The following is a 23,686-nucleotide window of genomic DNA, read 5'->3' as shown; positions in this document are numbered from 1 at the left end:
CCGCCGCGGAGGCGTCAGGGAGAAGGCCGCGCGCGGCGCCGGGCGCGGTTTGCGGCGCGAGACGCCTGTCCTAAACTGGCGGCCGGCGGCGCCGGGACGCCTGTCGCGGGGCGCAAACCCGTCCGCCGGCGGACGGGCCGCGGCGCGCGCCGCAGACCGGACCGCAGGGAGCCGGGCGGCGCGCCAGCGCCCGCGCCGGCATGGCGGCGGCGAAGCGGAGGGGCGCAATGTCTCGTTCAGGCCAGATCATCCGGCGGTTCGCCCGCGGCGCGGCCATGCTGGCGTGCGCCGGCCTGCTGGCGGCGGCTCCGGTCCATGTCGCCTGCGCCAGCAGCACGCCGGTCGCGGACCGGGAGGCCGGCGCCGGCGGCGCGGCCAGCACCCCGCCCAGCGCGCCCGCCGGCGCGCCGCCGCGGGACGGCGCGTCCTCCGCCACCTCCGGCGAGGCGCGCCCGCATGCCCAGCGGGGCCACGGCCCCATGCCCACGGTCATCCTCACCCATGGCGAGCTCACCGACGGCTCGGTGTGGCGCCGGGTGCTGCCGCTGCTGCGCCGCGCCGGCGTGCCGGCGGTGGCGGTGCAGCTGCCGCTCAACTCCATGTGGGCGGACGTGGCGGTGGTGCAGCGGGCGCTGGCCCGGATGAAGGGGCCGGTGGTGCTGGTGGGACACTCCTGGGGCGGCGTGGTGATCACCGAGGCCGGCGTCGATCCCAAGGTGGCGGCGCTGGTCTATGTGGCCGGCGTCGCTCCGGACGTGGGCCAGTCCTTCATCGACCGCATCCGCAGCGGGCCGCTGGCCCCGGGCGTGCGGCAGCTGCGCACCGATTCGTCCGGCTTCGTCAGCCTCGCCGGCGACGCCTTCGCCACCGACTTCGCCCAGGACCTGCATCCGGCCGACACGAGCCTGCTGGCCGAGACCCAGGCGCCGGTGTTCGGCAAGGTGTTCGAGGAGCGGGTGAACAACGCGGCCTGGAAGACCCTGCCGGTCTGGTATGTGGCCGCCGGCGCCGACCGCATGCTCGATCCGGCCCTGCAGGAGGCGGAGGCCGGGCGCATCAGGGCGCGTTTCGTCTCCAGCCGCCACGCCAGTCACGCCGCGCCGCTGTCGCAGCCGAACCTGGTCGCCAGCGTCATTCTCGAGGCGGTGGCCGCGGTGCGCGGCGGGGCCGGCGAGGGCCATGACGGCCCCGCCGAGGCGCAGCAGCAGCTGCCGCCGCCCGCCGCCAGCCAGCAGAAGTAACGCCGGGAGGCGCGCTCAGCCCGCCTGCGGCGGGCCGCCGGCGCGGCCGGCGAGGGCGGCGCGCACCGCGGCGGCGCGGCTGCGGCTCACCGGCAGCAGCGTTCCGTCCCGCATCCGCGCCGCCAGCCGTCCGTCGGCGCGCGTCAGGGCGACGATCATGTCCTGCGCCGCCCAGTGCGAACGGTGCAGGCGCAGGCCAGGAACGCCTTCGGTTTCGGCGATGGCGTCGGAGAAGCGCATCAGCACCAGCGCGCCGCCGCGGTCGGTGCGCACCTCCACATAATGGTCCTGCATGGTCATGTGGCTGAGCCGCCCGCGCGCCTCCGGCGGCAGCCGCTGCAGGATGCGCGGGGCCGGCGCCGGCGGCTCCGCCTGCGCCGCGCCGGCCGCCGCAGCCGGCGGACCGCCTTGCGCCGTCGCGCGATTCTCAGGCGGCGCGGCGGCCGGGGGCGCCGTCGCGCCCGCCCCCTGGCCGGCGAGGCGCCGCTGGAACATTGCCACCAGCAGCGACGTGACGGCGGAGACCGTGACCACCGCCGCCGCCAGCTCCACGGCCGCGCGCGGCCGCGGCCAGCCGGACGCCGCGGCGTTGAACAGGATCACCACGGCCGTCACGGGCAGCCCGGCCGCGGCGCCGAACAGCGCCCATGCGGCGTGGCCGGGCGGCCGCTCGCCCCGCCACAGGCCGCGCAGCGCCGCCACCACGCCATGGCCGGTGACATAGGTGACGACCAGCATCGCCGCCCAGTAGCCGAGGCGGACCGGAAACGGCGTCGTCCGCCAGGTTCCGAACGGGCCGGTGACGCCGAGGATCACGCTCCCGGCGGCGACCAGCGCCCAGAACGTCCGCGCCTGCAACAGCTCCTGCAGTTCACGCTTCGCGAACTGCAGGGCGCTGCAACCGGCGAAAAGGTCGCGCAGTCCGCGCATCAGCGCTTTCCCCCGCGGCGGGCCGCGGACAAGCCTGCGCCATGGCCGCCGTGAGCGGCGCGCGATGGAGAGGTGACCGTGACCAGCCTGCCCCTGCTGCAAGCCGCGCCCGTCATCCAGCTGCACGCATGCTGCGCCCTGGCGGCGACGGCGCTTGGCGCCGTCGTCCTGCTGCGGCGCAAGGGCGACGCCGCGCACCGTCTGCTCGGCCGCGCGTGGGTCGTGCTCATGGCCATGACGGCGCTGTCGGCCCTGTTCATCTGGGAGCTCAGGACATGGGGGCGCTGGAGCCCCATTCACCTGCTCAGTCTCGTCACGTCCGCCGTGCTTGTCTACGCCGTCGTCATGGCGCGCCGCGGCCGGCTGGCGGCGCACCGGCGCGCCATGCGCGGCCTGTATGTCCTGGCGCTGCCTGTCACCGGCTATTTCACCCTGCTGCCCGGGCGGCTGATGCACGAAACCCTGTTCGGCGGCGGCCGGGCGTGGGCCGGCGCGGCCGTCGTGGCGGTGGTCTCCGCCGGCTTCGCGGCCCTGGCCGTGGCGCTGCGCCGCCAGGGGCGGCGGGCGGACGCCGCCGCGCCGCGGCCGGCCGCCGGCGGCTCAGCGGCTGTAGCGGACCGGAACCGAAATGGTGATTGAGGCGCCCGGCACATGCGGCGGCGGCGGCGGCAGCGGGCTGGCGCGGCGCACCAGGGCGACGGCGTCGCTGTCGAGCGCGCTGTTGCCGGAGGAGCGCACGAGGCGCGCGGCGGTGACGGCGCCGCTGCGGTTGATGGTGAAGGCTACCGCCGCCTGGCCGCCGGAGCCGCCCCCCTCCGGGAAGCGCTTGTAGCGGTTGAGGTGGGCCATCAGCGCGCTGCGCCAGCTGGCCATGGCGGCGGCGTTGGCGCCGGAGGACGCCGAGGCCGCCGACGGCGCCGCCGGGCCGGGCGCGCCGGAGGGCGCGCTGGCGCGCTGCGCCGTCGCCTGGCGCTCCGCCTCACGGGCCCTGGCGCGGGCGGCGCGCTCCTTCTCGCGCTGGCGCTCGCGTTCACGGCGTTCGCGCGCCTCCTCGATGCGCCTGCGGCGCTGTTCCTCCAGCCGGCGCTCGCGCTCGCGCTGCTTTTGCGGATCCACCTTCGGCTCCGGCGGCAGCGTCACCTCGGCCTTCTTCTCCACCTCCGGGGCCTGTGCCTGCGGCTCCGGCTCAGGCTGTGGCTCCGGTTCGGGCGGCGGTTCGTTTTCGGCGACACGGGACTCGACCGGTGTCTCGGCCTCCGGGGCCTCCGCCTGCTGCGGACCGGGCGCCATGTCGTTCTGCGGGGCGTCGCTGGCGGCCACCGGCAGCGGCGCGAGGTCGATCATCACCGCCGGCGGCGGCTCGTCCTGCAGCTCGTCTCCGGCGCGCCAGTGCAGCGCCACCCATGCGCCGCCGAAATGGGCGGCGAGCGCGATCGCGCCGGCGACGCCCCAGCGGGCGGCGCTCCACATGTGTCCCGCGCTCATCGCCGGGCGTCTCCCGCGGCCCCGGGCGCGCCGCCGGACGCGTCCTCAAGCCCCACCAGCGCCACGCGCAGGTAGCCGGCGCTGCGCAGCAGGTTCATCACGTTCATCAGCTCGCCGTAGGGCACGCCCCTGTCGGCGCGCAGGAACACGCGCTGCTCGCGGTCGCCGTTGGTGTGGGCGTCCAGAGCCTGCTGCAGGGCGGCGCGGTCCACCGGCTCGTCGCCGACGGTGAGGCCGAGATCGCCCTTCACCGAAAGGAACAGCGGCTTTTCCGGCCGCTGCTGCGGCTGGGCGTTGGACACGGGCAGGTCCACCGGCACGTCCACGGTGGAAAGCGGCGCCGCCACCATGAAGATGATCAGCAGCACCAGAATCACGTCGATGAACGGCGTGACGTTGATGTCGGAGACTTCCTGGAGGTCGTCCTCGCCGCCCGGCTTAAGTGAGACCGCCATCGTCCGTTACTCCGCAGCCCGCCGCAGCGCCGTGACGCCGGCGCCGCTGTCGCGGCGGTCGAGATCGCGCGACAGGTGGCGCAGGGCCAGCGCCGAAGCGTCCGACAGCAGCGCGCGATAGCCGGCGATGGAGCGGGAGAACACGTTGTAGATGATCACCGCCGGAATGGCCGCGACCAGGCCGATGGCGGTGGCCAGCAGCGCCTCGGCGATGCCCGGCGCCACCACGGCGAGGTTGGTGGTCTTCGAGGCGGCGATGCCGATGAATGAATTCATGATGCCCCACACCGTGCCGAACAGGCCCACGAAGGGGGCGGTGGAGCCGATGGTGGCCAGCACGCCCGTGCCGCGGCCCATGCGGCGGCCGGCGGAGGCCTCGATGCGCGCCAGCGCGATGGCGGCGCGCTCCTTGACGCCGTCGGCGGGCAGCCCGGCGGAGCGGTTCTCCTCCTCCAGCGCCATTTCGACGATCTCGGCGATGACCTGCGAGCCGCGCACCTGACGGTCGTCGCTGGCCTCGCGCAGGCTGTCGGCCCCGTTGAGGCCGCGCAGGGCGCGCCGGGCCGCGCGCAGCGCCCCGGCCAGCTCCAGCGCCTTGGCGACGCCCACCGTCCAGGTGACCACCGAGGCGAAGGCAAGGCCCAGCATCACCGCCTTAACCACCACGTCCGCCTGCATGAACATGCCCCAGGCGGAGAGATCATGCGGCATGGCGCTGGCGGCGGGCGCCGGAACAGACCCCGGCGCGGCAGGGGCCGGCAGGGCGGCCGGGGAGGGCGGAGCGCCGGCCGGCTGCCCCGGCCCGGCGCGCCATGGCTGGGCCGCGGCGGGCGCGGCGGCGGACTCCTGCGCCGCGGCGGGCGGCTGGACGGCGTCCTGCGCGAGCGCCGCGGTGGCCAGAGCGGCCGGCGCGAGCGCCTGCGCCAGCACCATGGCGCTGAGGGCGATGGCGGCGGAACGGGACGTGCGGCCGGCGCCGGACGGTGCGGCGGCGCGGCTTGCGCCGGCGCGGCGCGAACGTTCGGCATGCATCGAAACGTCGGACAAGCGACCAACTCCCTGCGGCTCCATCATCAGCGGCCGGTGACGGCGGCGATGGGCGAGACGTCTTCCTGTTCCGCGGCTTCCGGGCCCGCGGGCCGCCCGGGCGCGCCGGCGCGGACGCGGCGGAGCAGGCGCCTGCGGAACAGGGGTTCACTAGCCCGTCAGAAATTCAAGCGCAATGTCAATGATTTGGAGTTATTCCAATCAACGGTCGTCATGGCCGCGTCATCCGCCCTGCCGCGGCCGCGCGCAGCCGCCTCCGCCGGCGAAACCCGGCGAGGAAACAATGTTGCGCGCCAGCCCCTTATCCGCAGACTTCCGAGCCGTTCCAGAAAAGCGCCGGGCGCATGGGGCGGCCGCGCGCGACGCTGTGAATTGTCCGGCCAGGCGCGCGCATGGCTGGGTTACGCCGCCGGAATGCGTCCCGGCGCCGCGCCAGGCGCCGCTCCGCCGCGTCCGCGCTCAGCGGAAGCCGGCGTTGGCGCGGGGCGTGTAGGGCGCCTCCAGCTCTGCGATCTCCTCGTTCGTGAGCCGCAGCTCCAGCGCGGCCACCGCGTCGGTGAGGTGCCGTTCGCTGCTGGCGCCGACGATGGGCGCGGTGACTCCTTCCTTCTGCAGCGCCCAGGCGAGCGCCACCTGGGCGCGGGGAACGCCGCGCCGGCCGGCGATGCGCCCCACCGCCCCGATGATGCGCCGGTTGCTCTCCTCCTCGGCCGTATAGAGCGTGGCGCCGAAGGCGTCGGTCTCCTGGCGGCGGCTGGTGGCGTCGTAATCGCGGGTGAGCCGGCCGCGCGCCAGAGGGCTCCACGGCATCACCGCCACGCCCTGGTCGCGGCACAGCGGCAGCATTTCGCGCTCCTCCTCCCGCATCAGCAGGTTGAGGTGATTCTGCATGGAGACGAATTCGGTCCAGCCGTTGAGACGGGCGGTGTAGAGCGCCTTCGCGAACTGCCATGCATGCATGGAGGAGGCGCCGACATAGAGCGCCTTGCCGGCCTTCACCACGTCATGCAGCGCCTCCAGCGTCTCCTCCAGCGGCGTCTCATGGTCCCAGCGGTGGATCTGGTAGAGGTCGACGTAGTCCACGCCGAGGCGCTTCAGGCTGGCGTCGATCTCGTGCATGATCGCCTTGCGCGACAGGCCGGCGCCGTTGGGGCCCTTGCGCATGCGCAGGCACACCTTGGTGGCGATCACGACCTCCTCGCGGCGGGCGAAGTCCTTCAGGGCGCGGCCGAGGATCTCCTCCGAGGTGCCGTCTGAATAGGCGTTGGCCGTATCAAAGAAATTGATTCCCAGCTCGAGCGCCTTGCGGATCAGCGGCCGGCTCTGCTCTTCGTCCAGCGTCCAGGGATGGGAGCCGCGCTCCGGCACGCCGTAGGTCATGCAGCCGAGGCAGATGCGGGACACCTCAAGGCCGGTGGCGCCAAACTTTACGTATTTCACGGCGGGATCTCCACAATGGACGCGGGGCTTCAGTCAGTCAGCCAGGCCGGCGGCAGCCGGACGGCGCGGAATTCGGCGAAGCATTTGCGGAACATCTCCTCCGTGTCCATCGCCTCGCCGAAGCCGGCGTGACGGCGGCGGATGTCGGAGATGACCCGGATCCCTGGCCCGCCGGACGCGTTCCGCGCCGGAAGATGGTCCGCATGCCGCGATCTGCTCCGCGTCCAGCCAGCCGCGGGTCAGGTCCGGCCTTTCACAGAGGGCGCGCGGATCACATGGGCGACGTCGGCGGCGCAGGCGCGGGCGTCGCGCAGGTCCGGCGGCAGGAAGCGCGCCCCATGCCCGTCCGGCGGCGGCCGCCGCGACAGGGCGGTGACCCTGATCCCGGGGGCGCGGAACGGCCGCGCCTCCGCATGACCGGCGAGGCCGGAGGCCCCGGCCGCCAGCAGGTGCGCCGGCGCCGGCGCGCCGCCTTCCCGGGCGAAGGGAAGCTTTCTGGCGCAACGTCATTGCGTTTCCTCCGTGCGTTTCCGCCGTGACGCGGCCGTCGCCGGGGCGTGATTTGCCGCGGCGGCGCCTGCGGTCCATCCTGGCCGGAGCCGGGCGCGGCGAAAACCTGGCGCCGGCGGATCTGCGCGATTGAATTTTCATCGTGCCAGCATGTATAATTGGCTATAACACGTTAATTGATGTAAAATAGCCGTCCCGAAGGCGGCCCGCCACACAGGAATGACCGGCATGGCTGATCCCGCCGCAACCCGCGAGGGCGCCCGTCCGGCGTCACGGACGCCCGCGCCGAAGCTTGACGCGATTGACCGGCGCATCCTGCGCGCCCTGCAGCGGGACGCGTCGCTGACCATCGCCGAAATCGCCGATGAGGCCGGCCTGTCGCCGACGCCGTGCTGGAAGCGCATCCAGCGGCTGGAGGCGGCGGGGATCATCCGCAAGCGCGTGGCCCTGCTGGATCACGCCATGCTGGGCTATGGCGTCACCGTGTTCGTCTCCATGCAGATCGGCGAGCATTCCGAGGCGGAGATCCGCCGCTTCGCCGAGGCGCTGCGCGACATGCCCGAGGTGCTGGCCTTCTACCGCATGGCCGGCGACGTCGATTACCTCGCCATCGTGGTGGTGCGCCACATGACCGAATATGACGAGGTCTACCGGCGGATCATCGCTGCGGGGAACCTGAAGAACGTGGTGTCGCGCTTCGCCCTCGAACGGCTGAAATACGAAACGGCCATTCCGGTGATCTGAGCCGCGCCGGCGGGAGCGGCGGCGGATCGACGTCCGGAAGGAGCGTTTTGCAAGGGGCCAGTTTTGCTGGAAGCGGGATAATATCCTGTTGCGATGGCGATGGAGACGAACCCGCCAGCGTGTGAATTTTGTTATTCGCCGCGGGAGGCGGTCTCACCGGCCGCCGGCGCGGCCCGCCGCCGCCAGGCGCGGGGGCTGACGCCGAAGGCGCTGCGGAAGCGGTGGTTGAAAGCCGAGGGCTCGGCGTAGCCCAGCCGCCAGGCGATTTCGGCCACGGGCAGGTCGGTGTCGCGCAGCAGCCGCCGCGCCGTCTCCATGCGCGCCTGCAGCTGCAGCCGGCGGAAGCTGCCGCCGCCGTCAGTGAGGCGCCGCTGCAGGGTGCGGGCGCTCATGCCGAGGCGCGCCGCCGCCTGCTGCAGCGTCAGGCCGGGGCCGTGCTCGCGCAGCAGCGCCGCCACCTGCGCGCCGGGGTCGCGGGCGCCGTCGCCGGCCAGCGCCCGCTGCAGCAGCAGGTCCGCCTGGCGCAGGGCGGCCTCGTGGGAGCGCCTGTCGGCGGCCGGCAGGCGCCGGTCAAGCAGCGCCGCCGGCCAGCGCCACCAGGCGCCGGGCTCGCCGTAGCGCACCTCCATCTTCTCCGGCTTGCGCACCCGCGCGCAGATGGCCTCGCGGGCGGTGAGCACGATCTCGTCGAAGGGAAAGCGCCCGCCCCAGATGACGTTGAACAGGTCGGTGATCACCGGCGCGTCGCGCAGGGCGATGAACTCGTGCAGCCGCGCCGGCGCCTGGTCCAGCCGCATGCGCAGGGTGCAGGCGTCGCCTCCGGTCTCCAGCCGGTACAGCGCCAGGGAGTTGTGCAGCCATGCCAGCCGTCCGGCGGTCTCCATGGCGGCGCGCAGGGTGCGGGCGGTCATCACCGCCACGCCGAAGGTTCCCAGCATCAGGAAGCGCGAGCGCAGGCCCAGCTCCAGCCACAGGTCGCGCCGGCCTTCGGTCAGCGCCACGAACGTTTCCTGGAAGGCCAGCTCGGCGGCGCCGCTCACGGTGGCCAGCGGATCGCGCGCCGCCTCCGGGCTCAGCGCCGCGGCGGCGAAAGCGGGGGCGGGGTCAATTCCGTTCTCCCGCAGCAGCTCCGCCATGGTGAGCACGCCGTGCGGCGGGACGGGAATCTTTCGGTAAAGCGACAGCAGCATGCGCGTCCTCGCCGCCTGCGCCGCGCAGGCGCGCCCCGCGCCGCGCGGCCCGCCGGGATGCCCGAGCATGCGCCAGCTGGCGCAAAAAAACAAGTTAATGGCGTCTTTGCGCCTTGCCGGCGCGCCCGGTCTGGCGCCCCCTTTCACCTGTTGTCGCCGCACGTTTCAGGCGGACGCGGCGCGACGCCAGCAATGCGTGACGCAAACAATGCGTGAACGGCACGGGAGGAACGGCATGGGAGCGGATGTTGCAGGGGCCGCGGGCGGGGCCAGCGCGGCCGTCGCCGCGGATTTCGCGCGGCGCTGGAAGGCGTGGGCGGCGGACCATGATCCGGCCGGCGCGGCGGCGTTTTTCGCCGGTGACGCGACGCTGATGTCGCCGGCGTTCTGGGGGCCGAAGCAGTCGAAGGACTACGCCGTCGCCGTGGTGTGCAACGCCCTCGCCGTGTTCGAGAACTTTCGCTACGTCGACGAATGGATCGGCGACAGCGGCGTCATCCTGCTGTTCGAGGCTGATGTCGGCGGCCACAGGCTGCGGGGCGTCGACCGTTTCCGCCTCAACGCCGACGGGCTGGTGACGGAGCTGGAGATCATGATCCGCCCGCTCAACGCCCTGGCCGAGGTGGCCGGGCGCATGAAGCAGCGCTTCGCCGCCCAGGCGGGGCCGACCGCGGGCTGACGGCGAGGCGCCCGGGCGTCAGCAACGCGCCGCGACAGGCGATCGACCGGAAAACAGCGGGGGCCCGGCATGCATCTCACCCAGCCGCCGCCGCGCGCCGCGCGCGTGCGGCCGGACGCCAGCGCCGCGGTCAGCGGCGCGCGGCGGCTGACCTGCCGCGAAACCGCGGAGCGCGTGGCCCGTTTCGCCGGCGCCCTGCGCCGGTCCCGCGCTCAGGCCGCCGACCGCATGGCGATGTTCGCGCCCGGTCCGGACGTCTCCATGCGGCGTCCGCCGGCCCGCCCCGGGCTGGCGGCGTCATCAACAATCCGGTGAACGTCCGCTGGGCCGCCGGCGAGGCGGCGTTCCCGCCGGACGGTTGCGACGCCCGCATCCCCGTCGCCGGCGACATGTCGCCGCCCCGGGCCAGGGCCGCGGCGGCGAGGGGGCCCTGGCATGGAGCGCCCGGCCCGCGTGGCGGCCGCGGGCGGCCCTGGTTATCGACAGACCCGCGCCGGGCTTGCGCGGCGGCGGGATCTGGCCTGATACTCGAACAAACGTTTGATTGGAGTGAACGCATGTTCCAGAAAGACCTGCTCAAGGGCAAGCGCATCCTGGTGACGGGCGGCGGCACCGGCCTCGGCAAGGCGATGTCGGAGGGCTTCCTGTCGCTGGGCGCCGACGTGGTGATCTGCGGCCGCCGCAAGGGCGTGCTTGACGAGGCCGCGAAGGAGATGACCGGCCGCTACGGCGGCCGCGTCGACACCTTCGCCTGCGACATCCGCGACTTCAACGCCGTGGACGCCATGGTGGAGGAGATCTTCCAGAACGGCGCGCCGCTCACCGGCCTCGTCAACAACGCCGCCGGCAATTTCATCTCCCGCACCGAGGACCTCACGCCGGGCGGCTTCAACGCCATCGCCAACATCGTGATGCACGGCACGTTCTACGTGACCCATGCGGTGGGCAAGCGCTGGATCGCCCGCAAGCTGCCGGGTTCGGTGATCTCGATTCTCGCCACCTGGGTGCGCAACGGCGGCCCCTATGTGGTGCCCTCCGCCATGAGCAAGGCGGCGGTGAACGTGATGACCCAGTCGCTGGCCGCCGAGTGGGGCCGCTACGGCATCCGCCTCAACGCCATCGCCCCCGGCGAGATCCCCACCGAGGGCATGAGCTCGCGCCTCAGCCCCGGCCAGAAGCCCGGCGAGCGCGCCGCCCGCTGGAACCCCATGGGCCGTCACGGCACCTTCGAGGAGCTGCAGAATCTCGCCAGCTTCCTGCTGTCCGACGGCTGCACCTGGCTCAACGGCGAGACCATCGCCCTTGACGGCGCCCAGGGCCTCGCCACCGGCGGCAACTTCTACACGGCGCTGCGCGACTGGACCGACGAGGACTGGCGCAAGGCCCGCGAGCTCATCCGCCAGCAGAACGAGAAGGACCGCGCCCAGCGCACCGCCTGAGGGCGCGCGGCCCCGGTCGCGGCCGCCCCGCGCGGCATGGCGTCACAACCGGCGCTGCGTCCGGAAGCCTCCGGGGCCCGCCGGCGCCGCGGCCGGCCGGCGCCGGAGGCTGCTGCGGCGGCGCGCCGCTTCTTTCCGTGAGACCGGGGATAATTGTAGCGAAGCGCGGAGATATTAAGTATATCCCGCGCTTCCGCGTCACTGCGCGGGACGCCGAACAGGGAAGCAGGGCGCCCGGTACGAAGGGTACGCCGTGGAAGGTTTGCTATGATCCAGGTTGTCAGGGCCAAGCTGCATGGAATTCGCGTCACGGGCGCAGAGCTGGATTACCACGGCTCCATCACGCTCGATCCGGACCAGTGCGCCCAGGCGGGCATCCGGCCGCTGGAGTACGTCGACATCTTCAACAAGGCCAATGGCGCGCGCTTCTACACCTATGTGATTTACGGCGAGCCCGGCTCGCGCGCCTGCGTGCTCAACGGCGCCGCCGCCCGCAACTGCCAGAAGGGCGACCAGCTGATCATCTGCGCCTCCGCCTTCGTGCAGGAGAGCGAGCTGTATTCGCTGCGGCCGAAGGTGCTCACGTTCGGCGCCGGCAACCATGTCGAGGACATCATCCATTACGAGGTGTTCGAGACGCCGGAGCGTCCGTTCAACTTCCGCATGGTCACCGAGCCGCAGGCCGTTCCCGCCGAGCGCAAGGTCGGCGCGTTCAACGTCAAGGCGTTTACCGAGGACCTGCGGGCCCGCGGCCTCGACGACCACGCCATCGCCGACGTGCTTGCGCGCCACCTGAAGTCGGTGGCCTGAGCCGTCGCGCCGCAGGCTGGCCCGCAATGGCCGGGGATCGCCGGTCCTGCGGCGCGCCGTCCGCCACCGCCGGCCCGCGCTGCGCGGGCGCCCCGGCCGGCGCCGTTCCGGCGGCGCATGGAGGGAGCCGGGTCATGAAGCGGCCGCTTGTCATCGCCCATCGCGGCGCCTCCGGCTATCTGCCCGAGCATACCCTGGCGGCCTGCCGGCTGGCCATTGACCAGGGAGCCGATTTCATCGAGCCGGACCTGGTCGCCACCAGCGACGGCGTGCTGGTGGTCCGCCACGAGCCGATGCTCGGCGACACCACCGACGTCGCCGGCCGTCCCGAATTCGCCGCCCGGCGCCGCACGCTGGAGCTGGACGGCGTTGCGGTGACCGACTGGTTCGCCTGCGATTTCACCTTCGCCGAGCTGCGCACGCTGCGCGCCCGCCAGGCCATGCCGTGGCGCGACCAGTCCCATAACGGCCTCCATCACGTTCCGGCGCTGGAGGAGGTGATCGCCCTGGCGCAGCGCGCCGCCCGGAAGACCGGGCGGGTTATCGGCGTCATTCCCGAGATCAAGCATCCGTCCTGGCACGCGGCCATGGGCCTTGCGCTTGAGGACCGGCTGCTCGCCGCGCTGGAGGCGGCGGGCTGGCGCGACGCCGCCGCCCCGGTGATCATCCAGTCGTTCGAAACCGCCAGCCTGCGTTACCTGCGCGCCCGCACCGGCGTGCGGCTGCTGCAGCTGGTGGACGGCGGGCCGCTGGATGACGACGGGCGCATGCTGGTCAGCCCGCGCAATCCGCGCCCGTGGGACTGGACTCTCGCCGGCGACCGGCGCGTCTGGGCGGACATGCTGACGCCGGAAGGGCTGCGGGAGATCCGCGGCTGGGCGGACTGCGTCAGCCCGTGGAAACGCTGGCTGGTTCCAACCCGCGCCGCCGGGCCGGCCGACGGCGTGCCCGCCGGAGCCGGAGGCGAGGGCCGGCGCGTGACCCTGCCGCCCTCCGGCCTCGTGCGCGACGCCCATGCCGCCGGCCTTGCGGTATTCGTCTGGACGCTGCGCAGCGAGCCCCGTTTTCTCGCCGCCAGTTACAGGGGCGATCCGGCGGCTGAAGCGCGCGACTTCATCAGCCTTGGCGTCGACGGCCTGTTCACCGATTTTCCCGACGTGGCCGTGCGCGCCCGCGACGGCGCGCCGGCTCCGGAACGGGGCGCGGCCTCCTGAGTCCCGCCTCTCCCGGCAGGGATCGCTGCGCTCAGGCCAGCACGGCGAGGAAGGCCGCGATCACCGCAGCGTTCACCAGATCGATGAAGAAGCCGCACACCAGCGGCACGATGATGAAGGCCTGGTGCGCCGCGCCATACTGCTGCGCCACCGCGGTGATGTTGGCGATGGCGGTGGCGGTGGAGCCAAGGGTGATGCCGCCGAAGCCCGCGCAGGTCACCGCCGCCTCATAATCCGCCCCCATGGCCCGGAACACCACGAACAGCGTCCACGCCACGGTGAGCGCCACCTGCAGGGCGATGGCGACGAGGATGAAGCGCAGCACGCCGGACAGCTCCCACAGCTGCAGCCCCATCAGCGCCATCACCAGGAACAGGCCGAGGGCGATGTCCGAGATCAGCGCCATGCCCTGCTGCATGCCCGGCCACAGCTGCGCCAGCCTGAGCCTTGCCCAGGCCGGCGTGACGTTGCGGATGACGATGCCGGCGATCAGGCAGGTGACGAAGCGCGGCAGGGTCAGGCCGGCGCTGTCGATGAGCCCGTGCAGCGCCATGCCGCCGAGAACGGCCAGGTTGATCACCAGCAGCGCCCACAGCACGGCGAAATAGTCGAGCGGCTCGCGCGCCGCCGGCGGCGCGCCCACCTCCAGCGGCTCCCCCGCCGGGCCGGACAGGCGGTGGCGGCGGATCAGCCAGGTGGCCATGGGGCCGCCGATGACGCAGGCGGCGATCAGCCCGGCGGTGCTGGCGGCGAGGCCGATCTCCGCCGCGTTGCTCACCCCGTACAGGCCGGTGAACACCGGCGCCCAGGCCATGGTGGTGCCGGCGCCGCCGGTGAGCGAAATCGAGCCCGCCATCAGCCCGGCCGCCGCCGGCAGGCCGAACAGCTCCGCCAGCCCCACGCCCAGCAGGTTCTGCATCAGCATGAACACGGTGGCCAGCCCCAGCAGGACCGCCAGCGGCCGCCCGCCGGCCAGCAGCGACCGCAGGTCCGAGTTCAGGCCGATGGAGGCGAAGAACATCAGCAGCAGAAAGTCCCGCGCGCCCAGGGTGAAATGCACCTGCCGGCCGGTGAGGCCGTAAATGACCGCCACCGCCGCGGCGCACAGCACGCCGCCGGTGACCGCCTCGGGAATGCTGTAGCGCTGCAGCGTGCGCGACCACCGGGTGATCAGCTTGCCGCCGAGCAGCAGCGACACCGCGATGTTAAAGGACAGGAAAGCGTCGATCTCGATCATGGAGGCCCGGAGGCGGGAAAAGGGCGGGGGCGTCGCCGGCGCCGCCGGATGGCGCCGGCCGGAACCTTTCCCTGTCAGCATGGCGGGCGCGCCGCCGTCAATCATGCCGCACGGGAATGCGGCGTATATCTCCGGTTTTCTGGTGTCAAATATAGTCCATCCGGACGGCGGGAAGGGGCGGGGCGCGACGGTCGTGGGGGCTTCCGGCGCCGGGCGCGCCGTCCTATCCTGCGGCCAGTCAGGAAGCAGCGGCGGCTGGCGCTTCCGCGGCGCCGGCGCCCCATCCGGCGGGAGGCGTCCATGATGTTCCGGCTCGGGGTGTTTGAGGATCCGCGCGTGATCGGGGCGCTGCGCGCCCACCACGACGCCGTGCGCGCCGGCGGCGCGTGGCCTGGCGTGGACCTGCGGCGACCGGACGTGCGGTTCTGGTCGGCGTGGGACCGCGGCGCGTTGCTGGCCATTGGCGCGTGGCGGCGCCTCGACGCGATTCACGGCGAGGTGACGGCGGTGTACGTCATGGAGTCGCTGCGCCGGCGTGGTCTTGGCGGCCAGATGCTGTCGCAGCTGGTTGACGACGCGCGCGCTGGCGGCGCGCGCCGGCTGTGGCTGGAGACCGGCGCCGGCGACCATTTCCGGCCGGTGACGCGGCTGTTCGCGCGGCGCGGCTTCAGCGAGGCCGGCCCTTTCGCCGGCCGTCGCCCGCGCCCGGACGTGCTGTTCATGACCCTCTCCCTGGACGGCTGAGGCGCCGCCACCCGGCGGCGGGGCCGGCGTTGCATGGCGGCGGGGCCGGGCGCCGCTCGCCGGGCCGCGTGAACGGACCGGGGCCGGCCGTGCGGTCGTGTCCAGGGCCCGGCGGGCCGCGCCCGCCAGGGCGCGTCCCGCAGCGTCGTGCGCGCCAGGGCGTTACCGGAGATTTTTCCGCCCGTTATGCTAGTCTCGCCGCCGGCGTCCGGGCTGTCCCGCGGGCGTCCGGCGCTCCCGGCGCGCCCGGGCAAACACGTCAGGGGAGGAATGCATGTCATACGGTCTCGCCATGATCACGGCGCGTCACGAGGGCACGCTGCCGCAACATCTCGGCATGGAGTGGACCCGCGCCGAACGCGGTCTCGTGGAGGGGCGCTTCGTCATCGAGAAACGTCACCTCGCCGGCAACGGCTTCCTGCACGCCGCCACGCTGGTCGCGCTGATGGACAGCGCCTGCGGCTACGGCGCCATGCTGTCGCTGCCGGACGGGGCGGAGAGTTTCACCACCATCGAGCTGAAGTCCAACTTTCTCGGCACGGCGCGCGAGGGCGAGGTCACCTGCCGCGCCGTCATGGTCCACGGCGGGCGCGCCACCCAGGTGTGGGACGCGGAGGCGCGCAGCAGCGTCACCGGCAAGACCCTCGCCCTGTTCCGCTGCACCCAGATGGTGCTGTGGCCCCGCGCCGCCTGAACGCGCCGCCGGCCGGGCATGACGTTCCACGGCCGCCTCGCCGCCGTCATGCCCGGCCCTGACCCGTGCGGCCGCCATGCCCGCCGGCGTGTGACCGGGCCGTCGCAGTCATGGCCGGGTCAGGCCCGGCCATGACGCTGCCGGGGCGGACGCCGGACTGGCCGCCCCGGCGCCGGCAGCTCAACCGGCCGCGCCTCGCCGCCTGGCCGCACGCCGGCGCCGCGACATGCGCTGCGGCGCCGGTCCCGCGGGCCAGAACCGCGCGTCCCCCGCCTTGCGTCACGCGGCGGTGGCCGGCCGGTAGTTTTCGGCGTCGGAGATGAACTCGGCGTGGCCGTAGCTGTCGAGCCGCCGGCGCAGCTTCGCCACCAGCCGCCGGTCGGCGATCTCGCGCAGCACGGGCGTGCGCATGGCGAGGTCGTACAGGCGCAGCCGCGGGAACAGGAACAGCGCCGAGGCGAGGGCGACGGCCTGGTCCCGGCGCGTGAACGGCACGCCCATCTCATGCGCCTTGCGCACGCTGCCCTCCAGGAAATTGTTCACCAGATAGGCGCGCGAGAAACTGCGCTCCATGGCGCGCCGCGCCCGGCCCAGCGGCGAGAAATCCTTCGACAGCTCGGCGTTCATGGCCCCGCGCACCAGCGCGCCGCAGGTGGCGTCGTCGAAGCCATGGCGCAGCGTCGCCTGGCGGGTCATCAGCAGCTCCACGATCTGCTTCGGCGTCTCGCCCAGCAGATCCTCCGGCAGGCCGAGCAGGAAGCAGCGGTAGCGCGCCAGCTCCACCCGGCAGCGCTCCTCCTCGGTGAACCAGTCGCGCCCTTTCGCCAGCACCCGGAACGACAGCAGGAACGCCCCGATCAGCCCGGCCGGCATCTGGTCCACCTGCGGAATGGGAACGCCATAAACCTGCGCGTCCCACAGGCCGGGCCGGCGCATGACGTTGAAGCGCACCATGGAGTGCATCAGCCTCACCATGGCGGCGGCGCGAAAGCCCTCCGCATGGCGCTCCAGGCCGCCAGGCATCACCGTGAGCGTGAAGAAGGTCGCGGTCTCGAAGGCGCGCTTCGCCGCAAGGGAATCAGTGAGCGCGCCGGTGAGCGCCATCGGCAGCGCCGAATACCTGTTCATGAAGGTGGCGAGCAGGGCGCCGCGGATGGCATAGGGCGCGAGATTGGCCATGCCGTTGCGTTCAAGGCGCGCGCCCTCGCGCACGCGGTCCATGTCCACCCAGGCGGGGGTACGCGCCATGTCGGCGATAAACGCCTCCAGCTCCGGCGGCGCGCCGGGAACGGCCTCCAGCCCCTTGCGGCAGGCGGTCTCCAGCATGGCGACGGTGGCGCGAAAGCCATGGCGCGGCGTGAGCGCCGCATAGGCGTCCGCCACCACGTCGCCGGTCATGGCGTAGCCGGCGATCATGGCCACGCGCCGCCGGTCGGCCAGAACCTCCGGCAGATGGCGCGCCAGCGGCCCGCGCAGCGAAGTCTGCGCCTGCGGATCGTCGACAAACCGCTCCGGCATGCGGTCAAAGTCGATGCCGCCGTATATGGCCGGAATCTGCTGCGCCTGCCGGCGCGCCCGCGCCCACACCTGCGGGCAGTCCGCTTCGTACTGGTTCATGGCCGCACGTTCCTCCCGCCGGACAGCATTTTATCAACTGATATAGGTGTCAAGCGGCGGAGCGGCGGCCTGGACGGCCTGATTTTGGCCGTTTGCATGTGCTGTGACCTGCAACTACGCTTTTCGGGCCGGTTTCAGGGCCCGTTCGCAGGGAGGTTTGCGTATCATGCCGTTGTCGTCCGTCGCCCACAGCGTCGCCGCCCGCGCGTCCGCGCGCGCGCTGTTTCTGGCCGCCGCCGTCGCCCTGGGCGCGGTTCCGGCTGCGGCTCCGGCGCTCGCCGCGCCGCCGCGCGAGCTCGCCGTGAAGGCCGACGGACTGATCGAAAATGATGCCGCCCGCCTGACCGCCATATACAAGGACCTGCACCAGCATCCCGAACTGGCGTTCGAGGAAAAGCGCACCGCGGGCGTCGTCGCCCGGGAGCTGAAGGCGCTTGGCTATGACGTGCGTGAGGGCGTGGGCGGCACCGGCGTGGTGGCGATCCTCAGGAACGGCCCTGGCCCGGTGGTGATGTATCGCGCCGACATGGACGCCAACGCCGTGAAGGAGGAGACCGGCCTGCCTTACGCCAGCAAGGTCCGGGTGAAGCGCGGGGACGGCGTGGAGGTTCCGGTGGCCCACATGTGCGGCCACGACGCCCATGTGACCTGGATGCTCGGCATGGCGAAGGCCATGGCGGAGCTGAAGGCGGAATGGAGCGGCACGCTGGTGCTGGTGGCCCAGCCGGCGGAGGAGACCATCGCCGGCGCGAAGGCGATGGTCGCGGACGGCCTCTATGGCAAGGACGGCGCGCCGAAGCCGGACTATCTGGTGGGCCTGCACGCCGCGCCGGTTCCACTGGGCGTGGTGGCCAACGCGCCCGGACCGCGCATGGCCGGCACGGACCAGATCGACGTCACCTTCCGGGGCGTGGGCGGGCACGGCTCCATGCCGCAGCTGGCGCGCGATCCGGTGGTGATGGCCGCCCAGGCGGTGCTGGGCTACCAGACCGTGGTCAGCCGCATGATCGATCCGCAGGACACGGCGGTGATCACCGTCGGCTCGGTGCAGGCCGGCGCGGACAACAACGTCATCCCTGACAGCGCCTCGCTGAAGCTCAACCTGCGCTGGTACCGGCCCGAGGTGCGCGAGCAGCTGCTGAAGGGCGTCCGGGCGGTGAACGAGGGCGTGACGGCCACCTATGGACCGCCCGGCGCCGACGCGCCGGCGCTGGTCATGAAGGGCGGCTCCACGCCGCTGGTGAACGACCCGAAGCTGGCGGCGCGGCTGGCGGAAAGCCTGCGCGCCACGCTGGGCGACAAGGCGGTGCTCACCGATTTTCCCCGCGCCACCGGCTCGGAGGATTTCCACCTGCTGCTCGGCGACCACCGCGACGTGCCGGTGAATTACGCTTTCGTCGGCGTGGCCGACCCCGGCGTGTTCACCCGCGCGGCGCGCGAGGGGCGCAAGCTTCCCTACGCCAACCACAGCCCGAACTTTGTCGTGGATCTCAAGGCGATTCCCTTCGGCGCCCGCGTGGCCACGCTCACGGTGCTGGAGCTGCTGGCCCGGCCCGCCGGCCAGCGCTGACCGCCTGCGCCGGACGCCGCCATGACGTCGCCCGCCGCCGCGCCCCGCCGGGCCGGCCGGCGGGCGCTTTCTTTCGTGCGGGCGGCCAGGCCGGAGGCCGGCGCGGAGCCGTCGCGCCGGCAGGATGCAGGCGGCGGCGCGTGGGTCCAGGCGGGCGACGCGCCGGATCCGGGCAGGCGCAATCCGGGCCGGCGGCCTCGCCAGTCGCCCCGGGATCCGGGCGTTCCTGTGCGCGGGCAGGCCGGATCCTGACCCGCCGCGCGCCCCAAACGGGCGTTCCGGCGGCCGGAGCGCCTCCTGGAGCCCGCCGGAAACATGCGGCCCGCCGGCGCCGGTCGCCGCAGCGCTCCGGCAGGTCATGAGACCGCGCCGCGCGCGGCGCGTGGAAGGGGCGCGACAGGGGCCGCCGGCCAGCCGCGCGCTGCGGTTGTCCGCAGGTGGCGACGGCGGAGCATCGGTCCGCCGCGTCCCGCTTCATCCCGACCATCGCGGGCCATTCCCTGCGACCTGGCGGCGCTTCCGGCTGTAGCCGCCCGTCCGCATGTCGCCCCCGCGCCCCGACAGATCCCGGCGGCCAGGACGCTGTTCTGGCGCGGCGGCCATTTGTTGTCGTAAATTCATGTCCGGTTGATGTTCATGTGGCTCCGGTTTATATGCCTATACTGTAAGTTGAATTAGGTGGTATTTATTATTGTTGCTCATAAGTTATTTTGATTTTTATTGAATATGTTGTGCGATATAATTGTAGTCATCGTGTTTGGCGCATTTGCATGGATCATGCTGGCGCTCTGAGCGGCCGAAGTCAGGGGGTGGCGGACAGCGAGTCGCGGCGGGGCGCTGGCGGCGGCGTCGCTCCGGCCGGCTGTGATGCTGCGGTGGATCTGGGAGCCCCCGGGGCGGGACCGGCGGGCTGAAGCGCATGCTGGCGGAGGCGTGGCGTGAGACGGGCGGCGTTCTGGCGGGTGACCGGCCGCGAAAAAGACGCCGGAACGGGCGCCGCGCGCGAACGCCGGCTGGCGGGCCCCAGGCGTCGCCCGGGGCGGACATGTGAGGCGGGGCGCCCGCCGCACGGCGGCGCGCGAATGCGGTCTCGCGGCGTCCGGTCCGTCCGGGGACCGGGGGCGGTCGCCGCCGGGGCAGGCCGTCGGGCCGGGCGGGTCAGGGGGAGAGCTGGATCCGGGAGATGGCCCGGCGTCGCCCGTCGGCTCGCGCGCTGTCGGGCCGCGGCGGGCCGCGCGGGCGCAGCGGCGGCGAGGCGGGCGTCCCGGGTCGCCGGCGGGGGCGGAGCGGGGCCGGACCCGCGGGCCGGATCCGGCGCCAGCCGCATCACGGGGAGGGCCGCCGGTGATGACCGCGGTGACATCTGGCCATGTCCGGAGGGGGGCAAATGTGGCCGGACGCCAGGGCCGCTGAGGGCCAGGGGACGGCAGGTCAGGGGATGGCGGGCCTGGGATTGACGGGCCTGGGAATGGCGCGCCTGGGAATGGCGGGCGAGAGGGCGTCAGGCGCCAGGGCGCCGGGCGGGCGCGCGGCGTCGCGGCGCGCCGGCGCGGCTGCGGCCGCCGGCGACGTCATCCGTCGCCTGAAACGGCGGCTGGGCCCCGCGGGTCTGGCTGCGGCCGCCGGCGGGCGGGCGCGCGAACTCCTCGCCGCCGAACTCGACCGGCGACGCCACTGGCTGCTGGTTCCGGCGGCGTTCGCGCTCGGCGTGCTGTGGTTTTTCAGCGCCCATGCGCCGGGAAGGCCATGGCCGGCGTGCGTCGCGGCCGCGGCGCTGGCTGTGGCCGCCGCCACCCGCCGCGGCTTCGCGCGCTTTCCCTTCATCCTGCTGGCCACGCTGGTCGCCGGTTACGCCGTCGCGGCGGCGCGCGTCGCCCTGCTCGACGCGCCGGCGCTGCAGGGCGTGGCCAACGTCACCCTCTCCGCCGTCGTGGTCAGCGTCGAGCAACGCGGACAGGGCCAGCGGCTGCTGGCCGCGCCGCTGGCGCCGGAGGGGCGCGCCGGGCCGGCGCCGCGCTTTGTCAGTCTCAGTCTGCCCGCCGGGCCGCCGTTGCGTCCCGGAGATCTCGTCCGCGGCCGGGCGCGGCTGGCGCCGCCGCCGGGACCGGCGCGGCCGGGCGGTTACGATTTCGCCCGCGACGCCTGGGTCCGGCAGACCGGCGCGAGCGGAACCTTCACCGGTCCGGTTACGGTCACCGGTGACGGCATGGCGGCGGCGCCGTGGCGGTTGCGGCCTGTCATCGCCACGGAGCGCGGGCGCATGGCGCTGGCGGAGCGCATCGCCGGCGCCTGGGGCGGCCAGGCGGGGGCTGTGGCCGCGGCCCTCGTCACCGGCCGGCGCGGCCAGATCAGCGAGGCGACCAGTGACGCGCTGCGCGCCGCCGGCATCTATCACATCCTGTCCATCTCCGGCCTGCACATGGCGCTGGCGGCCGGCATGTTTTTCTGGTCGGCGCGGGCGTTGCTGGCGCTGTCGCCGTGGTGCGCGCTGCGTCTGCCGCTGCGCAAGGCGGCCGCCTGCGTCGCCATCGCGGGCGCCGCCGCCTATTGCCTGTTCAGCGGCGCCGACGTCGCCACCGTGCGCGCGCTGGTCATGATCACCGCCATGCTGGGCGCCATCGTCGCCGACAGGCCCGCCCTGTCCGTGCACAATCTCGCCCTCGCCGCCATGGCGGTGCTGGCGCTGCAGCCGGAGAGCCTGCTCACCCCCGGCTTCCAGATGTCCTTCGCCGCCACCGCGGCCCTGACGGCGGTCTTCGGAGAGGGCGGGCGCGGGGCCGCGTCTCCGCCGGCTGCGGCCGGCGCGCGCGCCGCCGCGGCGCGCTGGCTGTGGCGGCCGCTGCGCGCCGCCGTCCTCGCCACCCTGGCGTGCGAGCTGGCCACGGCGCCTTTCAGCCTCTGGCATTTCAACAGCGTCTATCCCCTTGGCCTCATCGGCAATGTGCTGGCCGTGCCGCTGATGTCGCTGGCGGTGATGCCGGCGGCGGTCGCGGGCATGGCGTTATGGCCCCTTGGCTTGGACTGGCCGGCGTGGCTGCTGATGGGCGCGGCCACCGAGCCGGTGCTGTGGCTGTGCGGGCGCATCGCCGCGGCGCCGGCGTCGGTGGCGCTGGCGCCGGCCCCGTCCGCGGCCGCGTTCGCCTGCATGGTCGTCGCCGTCTTCTGGTTCTGCGCCCTCGCGACGCCGCTGCGCTGGCTGGCGCTGGCGCCGGCGCTGGCGGGCGCGGTCATGACCATGGCCGCCGCGCCGCCGGACGTGACCGTCGAGCGCGCCGGTCGCGGCGCCCTGGCCCGTCTGGGGCCTGACGAATCCGGCCGGGAGCAGCTGGCGCTGCTTGGCGCGCCTGGCCCGTTTGCGGCGCGCCAGTGGCTGCGCGCCCTTGGCGACGCGCGCGACCCGGCCGATCCGTCGCTGCGCGCCGCCGTCCGGTGCGACCGGCACGGCTGCGCCGCGATCCGCCCGGACGGCGGCGTGGTGGCGTGGGCGCGCTCGGAGCAGGGGCTGGCCCGCGCCTGCGCCGTCGCCGACGTGGTGGTGACGCCGCTGCCCCTGTCCGGCCCCTGCGCCGCCCCGGTCGCGTTCGACGCCGTGCGCCTCGCCGCCGTGGGCGCCGCCCATGTCTGGCTGCGCGAGGGCGAGGTCCATGTCGTTACGGCGCGCCGCCCGGGCGAGCGCTGGCCGTGGCGGAGTCTGGCGGTGCTGTGGCCGCCGCGGGAGAGGGAGCGCCCGCCGCCGCGCAGCGACGGCGGCGACGCTCCCCCGGAAGGGCTCCGGCCGGTGGACGAATGAGGCGTCAGCCGGCGTCCGCGCCGGACGCCGGCTGCAGTTCGCGCAGCGCCGCCAGAACCGCGGCGGCGTGCCCGGCCGGCTTCACCTTGCGCCACACGCGCCGCACCACCCCGTCCGGGCCGATCAGGAAGGTGCTGCGCTCAACGCCCATATGTTTGCGGCCATACAGGGTCTTCTCCACCCACACGCCCCACGCCTCGAGCACGGTCCGCTCCGGATCGGCGGCGAGGGCGATGTCCAGCCCGTGTCGCGCCGCGAACCGGGCGTGAGAGGCGACGCTGTCCGGCGAGACGCCGACCACCGTCGCGCCGGCGGCCTCGAACTGTGGTTTCAGCGCGTTGAACTCCAGAGCTTCGGTCGTGCAGCCCGGGGTGGCGTCCCGGGGATAGAAATAGACGACCACATGGCGCCCGCGCAGGCCGGACAGGCGGATGACGCCGCCGTCGCCCACGGGGAGATCGAGTGCGGGCGCAAGATCGCCTTCTTTGATGCCCATATGCATTCTCCTCAGGTCGTCTGCGCGTCGCGTCCACCGGTTGCGCAGGACTGGCGATGCGCAGCTCTTCCGGCGCGCGGGTGTGGTTTCGCGGCCAGGAATCGGATTGGCTTGCACACGGCATAACCTGGATCGCCGCCATCGCCATGGTCCGCCTGCGACGCCGCGTTCGCGACCCTCTGGTCGTGGCCGCGGCGCGGCGGGCCGGGTTGCGACAGCACGGGCAGGGCACCAGACAGGGGGCGCCGTCGTTTGCGGAAACTGGGTTCATCATCGCGCCTTTCGTTGCGGCGCAGGAGACAGCCGGCCAGCGCGCCGGAGCGGCCGGAGACCGCGGACGCCGAAACCGCCGTC

Annotated in this window: 20 protein-coding genes; 11 read left to right on the top strand and 9 right to left on the bottom strand. The window is 73.4% G+C overall.

The annotated features are described in order from the left end of the window. Positions 1-227: 227 nt before the first annotated feature. Entirely contained in the window at positions 228-1,241 is a 1,014-nt protein-coding gene (locus ACFFJB_RS07425; RefSeq protein WP_376830613.1) for an alpha/beta fold hydrolase, read from the top strand. 15 nt (positions 1,242-1,256) lie between these two features. Here ACFFJB_RS07425 and ACFFJB_RS07420 read toward each other — a convergent pair whose 3' ends face one another. After that, entirely contained in the window at positions 1,257-2,171 is a 915-nt protein-coding gene (locus ACFFJB_RS07420) for a LytTR family DNA-binding domain-containing protein (protein ID WP_376830612.1), read from the bottom strand. 78 nt (positions 2,172-2,249) lie between these two features. On the opposite strand from ACFFJB_RS07420, the gene ACFFJB_RS07415 reads away from it, so the two are divergent. After that, a complete protein-coding gene (locus ACFFJB_RS07415) occupies positions 2,250-2,810 on the top strand; it encodes a DUF2306 domain-containing protein (RefSeq protein WP_376830611.1) in 561 nt (186 codons plus the stop codon). Here ACFFJB_RS07415 and ACFFJB_RS07410 read toward each other — a convergent pair. The 4 genes from ACFFJB_RS07410 to ACFFJB_RS07395 all read right to left on the bottom strand — a co-directional run bounded on the left by ACFFJB_RS07410 (position 2,772) and on the right by ACFFJB_RS07395 (position 6,598). Beyond that, positions 2,772-3,656, bottom strand: coding sequence for an energy transducer TonB family protein (locus ACFFJB_RS07410; protein WP_376830610.1), 885 nt, complete (start codon positions 3,654-3,656; stop codon positions 2,772-2,774). The two genes, ACFFJB_RS07415 and ACFFJB_RS07410, sit on opposite strands and share 39 nt — an antisense overlap. Continuing rightward, positions 3,653-4,111, bottom strand: coding sequence for a TonB system transport protein ExbD (gene exbD / locus ACFFJB_RS07405; RefSeq protein ID WP_376830609.1), 459 nt, complete (start codon positions 4,109-4,111; stop codon positions 3,653-3,655). The genes ACFFJB_RS07410 and exbD overlap by 4 nt, the downstream gene beginning before the upstream one ends. Positions 4,112-4,117: 6 nt before the next feature. Next, positions 4,118-5,158: a tonB-system energizer ExbB gene (gene exbB / locus ACFFJB_RS07400; RefSeq protein WP_376830608.1), complete on the bottom strand. Its 1,041-nt coding sequence runs from the start codon at positions 5,156-5,158 to the stop codon at positions 4,118-4,120. A 459-nt stretch (positions 5,159-5,617) separates the two neighbouring features. Further along, positions 5,618-6,598, bottom strand: a complete 981-nt coding sequence (locus ACFFJB_RS07395; RefSeq protein ID WP_376830607.1) for an aldo/keto reductase — start codon at positions 6,596-6,598, stop codon at positions 5,618-5,620. Between the two features lie 738 nt (positions 6,599-7,336). On the opposite strand from ACFFJB_RS07395, the gene ACFFJB_RS07390 reads away from it, so the two are divergent. Beyond that, positions 7,337-7,852 carry an Lrp/AsnC family transcriptional regulator gene (locus tag ACFFJB_RS07390; RefSeq protein ID WP_376830606.1) on the top strand — a complete coding sequence of 172 codons (516 nt, stop codon included), beginning with the start codon at positions 7,337-7,339 and terminating at the stop codon, positions 7,850-7,852. A 131-nt stretch (positions 7,853-7,983) separates the two neighbouring features. Here ACFFJB_RS07390 and ACFFJB_RS07385 read toward each other — a convergent pair whose 3' ends face one another. Further along, on the bottom strand, positions 7,984-9,042 hold the full coding sequence (locus ACFFJB_RS07385; protein WP_376830605.1) for a helix-turn-helix domain-containing protein: 1,059 nt from the start codon (positions 9,040-9,042) through the stop codon (positions 7,984-7,986). Between the two features lie 235 nt (positions 9,043-9,277). Here ACFFJB_RS07385 and ACFFJB_RS07380 point away from each other — a divergent pair, with 235 nt between their 5' ends. The 4 genes from ACFFJB_RS07380 to ACFFJB_RS07365 all read left to right on the top strand — a co-directional run bounded on the left by ACFFJB_RS07380 (position 9,278) and on the right by ACFFJB_RS07365 (position 13,184). Further along, positions 9,278-9,721: a hypothetical protein gene (locus tag ACFFJB_RS07380; protein WP_376830604.1), complete on the top strand. Its 444-nt coding sequence runs from the start codon at positions 9,278-9,280 to the stop codon at positions 9,719-9,721. A 557-nt stretch (positions 9,722-10,278) separates the two neighbouring features. Then, complete coding sequence (locus tag ACFFJB_RS07375; protein ID WP_376830603.1) at positions 10,279-11,160, top strand: SDR family oxidoreductase; 882 nt, start codon at positions 10,279-10,281, stop codon at positions 11,158-11,160. A 267-nt stretch (positions 11,161-11,427) separates the two neighbouring features. Next, the gene (gene panD / locus ACFFJB_RS07370) at positions 11,428-11,970 is read left to right on the top strand and encodes an aspartate 1-decarboxylase (RefSeq protein WP_376830602.1); all 543 of its coding nucleotides are present in this window, start codon (positions 11,428-11,430) and stop codon (positions 11,968-11,970) included. A gap of 134 nt (positions 11,971-12,104) precedes the next feature. After that, on the top strand, positions 12,105-13,184 hold the full coding sequence (locus ACFFJB_RS07365; RefSeq protein WP_376830601.1) for a glycerophosphodiester phosphodiesterase: 1,080 nt from the start codon (positions 12,105-12,107) through the stop codon (positions 13,182-13,184). 31 nt (positions 13,185-13,215) lie between these two features. Here the strand turns inward: ACFFJB_RS07365 and gltS are convergent, their stop codons facing one another. Next, the gene (gene gltS / locus ACFFJB_RS07360; RefSeq protein WP_376830600.1) at positions 13,216-14,421 is read right to left on the bottom strand and encodes a sodium/glutamate symporter; all 1,206 of its coding nucleotides are present in this window, start codon (positions 14,419-14,421) and stop codon (positions 13,216-13,218) included. A 300-nt stretch (positions 14,422-14,721) separates the two neighbouring features. Here gltS and ACFFJB_RS07355 point away from each other — a divergent pair, with 300 nt between their 5' ends. Both ACFFJB_RS07355 and ACFFJB_RS07350 read left to right on the top strand, forming a co-directional pair. Continuing rightward, the gene (locus tag ACFFJB_RS07355; protein ID WP_376830599.1) at positions 14,722-15,165 is read left to right on the top strand and encodes a GNAT family N-acetyltransferase; all 444 of its coding nucleotides are present in this window, start codon (positions 14,722-14,724) and stop codon (positions 15,163-15,165) included. A gap of 274 nt (positions 15,166-15,439) precedes the next feature. After that, complete coding sequence (locus ACFFJB_RS07350; protein ID WP_376830598.1) at positions 15,440-15,859, top strand: PaaI family thioesterase; 420 nt, start codon at positions 15,440-15,442, stop codon at positions 15,857-15,859. Positions 15,860-16,138: 279 nt separating this feature from the next. Here the strand turns inward: ACFFJB_RS07350 and ACFFJB_RS07345 are convergent, their stop codons facing one another. Next, positions 16,139-17,476, bottom strand: coding sequence for an oxygenase MpaB family protein (locus tag ACFFJB_RS07345; RefSeq protein WP_376830597.1), 1,338 nt, complete (start codon positions 17,474-17,476; stop codon positions 16,139-16,141). 166 nt (positions 17,477-17,642) lie between these two features. On the opposite strand from ACFFJB_RS07345, the gene ACFFJB_RS07340 reads away from it, so the two are divergent. Next, positions 17,643-19,046 (top strand): amidohydrolase, encoded by a 1,404-nt coding sequence (locus ACFFJB_RS07340; RefSeq protein ID WP_376830596.1) that lies wholly within the window; start codon positions 17,643-17,645, stop codon positions 19,044-19,046. 1,483 nt (positions 19,047-20,529) lie between these two features. Beyond that, complete coding sequence (locus ACFFJB_RS07335) at positions 20,530-22,836, top strand: ComEC/Rec2 family competence protein (RefSeq protein ID WP_376830595.1); 2,307 nt, start codon at positions 20,530-20,532, stop codon at positions 22,834-22,836. 4 nt (positions 22,837-22,840) lie between these two features. On the opposite strand, the gene ACFFJB_RS07330 is transcribed toward ACFFJB_RS07335, so the two are convergent. Then, positions 22,841-23,332, bottom strand: coding sequence for a peroxiredoxin (locus tag ACFFJB_RS07330; RefSeq protein WP_376830594.1), 492 nt, complete (start codon positions 23,330-23,332; stop codon positions 22,841-22,843). Between the last annotated feature and the right edge of the window lie 354 nt (positions 23,333-23,686).

This window comes from Camelimonas abortus (assembly GCF_042432745.1).
Classification (GTDB): Bacteria; Pseudomonadota; Alphaproteobacteria; order Rhizobiales; family Beijerinckiaceae; genus Camelimonas; species Camelimonas abortus.
This window is presented reverse-complemented; position numbering and strand designations above follow the sequence as displayed.

Excerpts from the sequence above, each read along its gene's own strand:
- ACFFJB_RS07420 (WP_376830612.1), bottom strand. The coding sequence starts at position 2,171 with ATGCGCGGACTGCGCGACCTTTTCGCCGGTTGCAGCGCCCTGCAGTTC.
- ACFFJB_RS07335 (WP_376830595.1), top strand. The coding sequence starts at position 20,530 with ATGGCGGGCGAGAGGGCGTCAGGCGCCAGGGCGCCGGGCGGGCGCGCG.
- exbD (WP_376830609.1), bottom strand. The coding sequence starts at position 4,111 with ATGGCGGTCTCACTTAAGCCGGGCGGCGAGGACGACCTCCAGGAAGTC.
- ACFFJB_RS07390 (WP_376830606.1), top strand. The coding sequence starts at position 7,337 with ATGGCTGATCCCGCCGCAACCCGCGAGGGCGCCCGTCCGGCGTCACGG.
- ACFFJB_RS07330 (WP_376830594.1), bottom strand. The coding sequence starts at position 23,332 with ATGGGCATCAAAGAAGGCGATCTTGCGCCCGCACTCGATCTCCCCGTG.
- ACFFJB_RS07380 (WP_376830604.1), top strand. The coding sequence starts at position 9,278 with ATGGGAGCGGATGTTGCAGGGGCCGCGGGCGGGGCCAGCGCGGCCGTC.
- ACFFJB_RS07350 (WP_376830598.1), top strand. The coding sequence starts at position 15,440 with ATGTCATACGGTCTCGCCATGATCACGGCGCGTCACGAGGGCACGCTG.
- ACFFJB_RS07385 (WP_376830605.1), bottom strand. The coding sequence starts at position 9,042 with ATGCTGCTGTCGCTTTACCGAAAGATTCCCGTCCCGCCGCACGGCGTG.
- ACFFJB_RS07340 (WP_376830596.1), top strand. The coding sequence starts at position 17,643 with ATGCCGTTGTCGTCCGTCGCCCACAGCGTCGCCGCCCGCGCGTCCGCG.
- ACFFJB_RS07410 (WP_376830610.1), bottom strand. The coding sequence starts at position 3,656 with ATGAGCGCGGGACACATGTGGAGCGCCGCCCGCTGGGGCGTCGCCGGC.
- gltS (WP_376830600.1), bottom strand. The coding sequence starts at position 14,421 with ATGATCGAGATCGACGCTTTCCTGTCCTTTAACATCGCGGTGTCGCTG.
- ACFFJB_RS07355 (WP_376830599.1), top strand. The coding sequence starts at position 14,722 with ATGATGTTCCGGCTCGGGGTGTTTGAGGATCCGCGCGTGATCGGGGCG.
- ACFFJB_RS07375 (WP_376830603.1), top strand. The coding sequence starts at position 10,279 with ATGTTCCAGAAAGACCTGCTCAAGGGCAAGCGCATCCTGGTGACGGGC.
- panD (WP_376830602.1), top strand. The coding sequence starts at position 11,428 with ATGATCCAGGTTGTCAGGGCCAAGCTGCATGGAATTCGCGTCACGGGC.
- ACFFJB_RS07345 (WP_376830597.1), bottom strand. The coding sequence starts at position 17,476 with ATGAACCAGTACGAAGCGGACTGCCCGCAGGTGTGGGCGCGGGCGCGC.
- ACFFJB_RS07365 (WP_376830601.1), top strand. The coding sequence starts at position 12,105 with ATGAAGCGGCCGCTTGTCATCGCCCATCGCGGCGCCTCCGGCTATCTG.
- ACFFJB_RS07425 (WP_376830613.1), top strand. The coding sequence starts at position 228 with ATGTCTCGTTCAGGCCAGATCATCCGGCGGTTCGCCCGCGGCGCGGCC.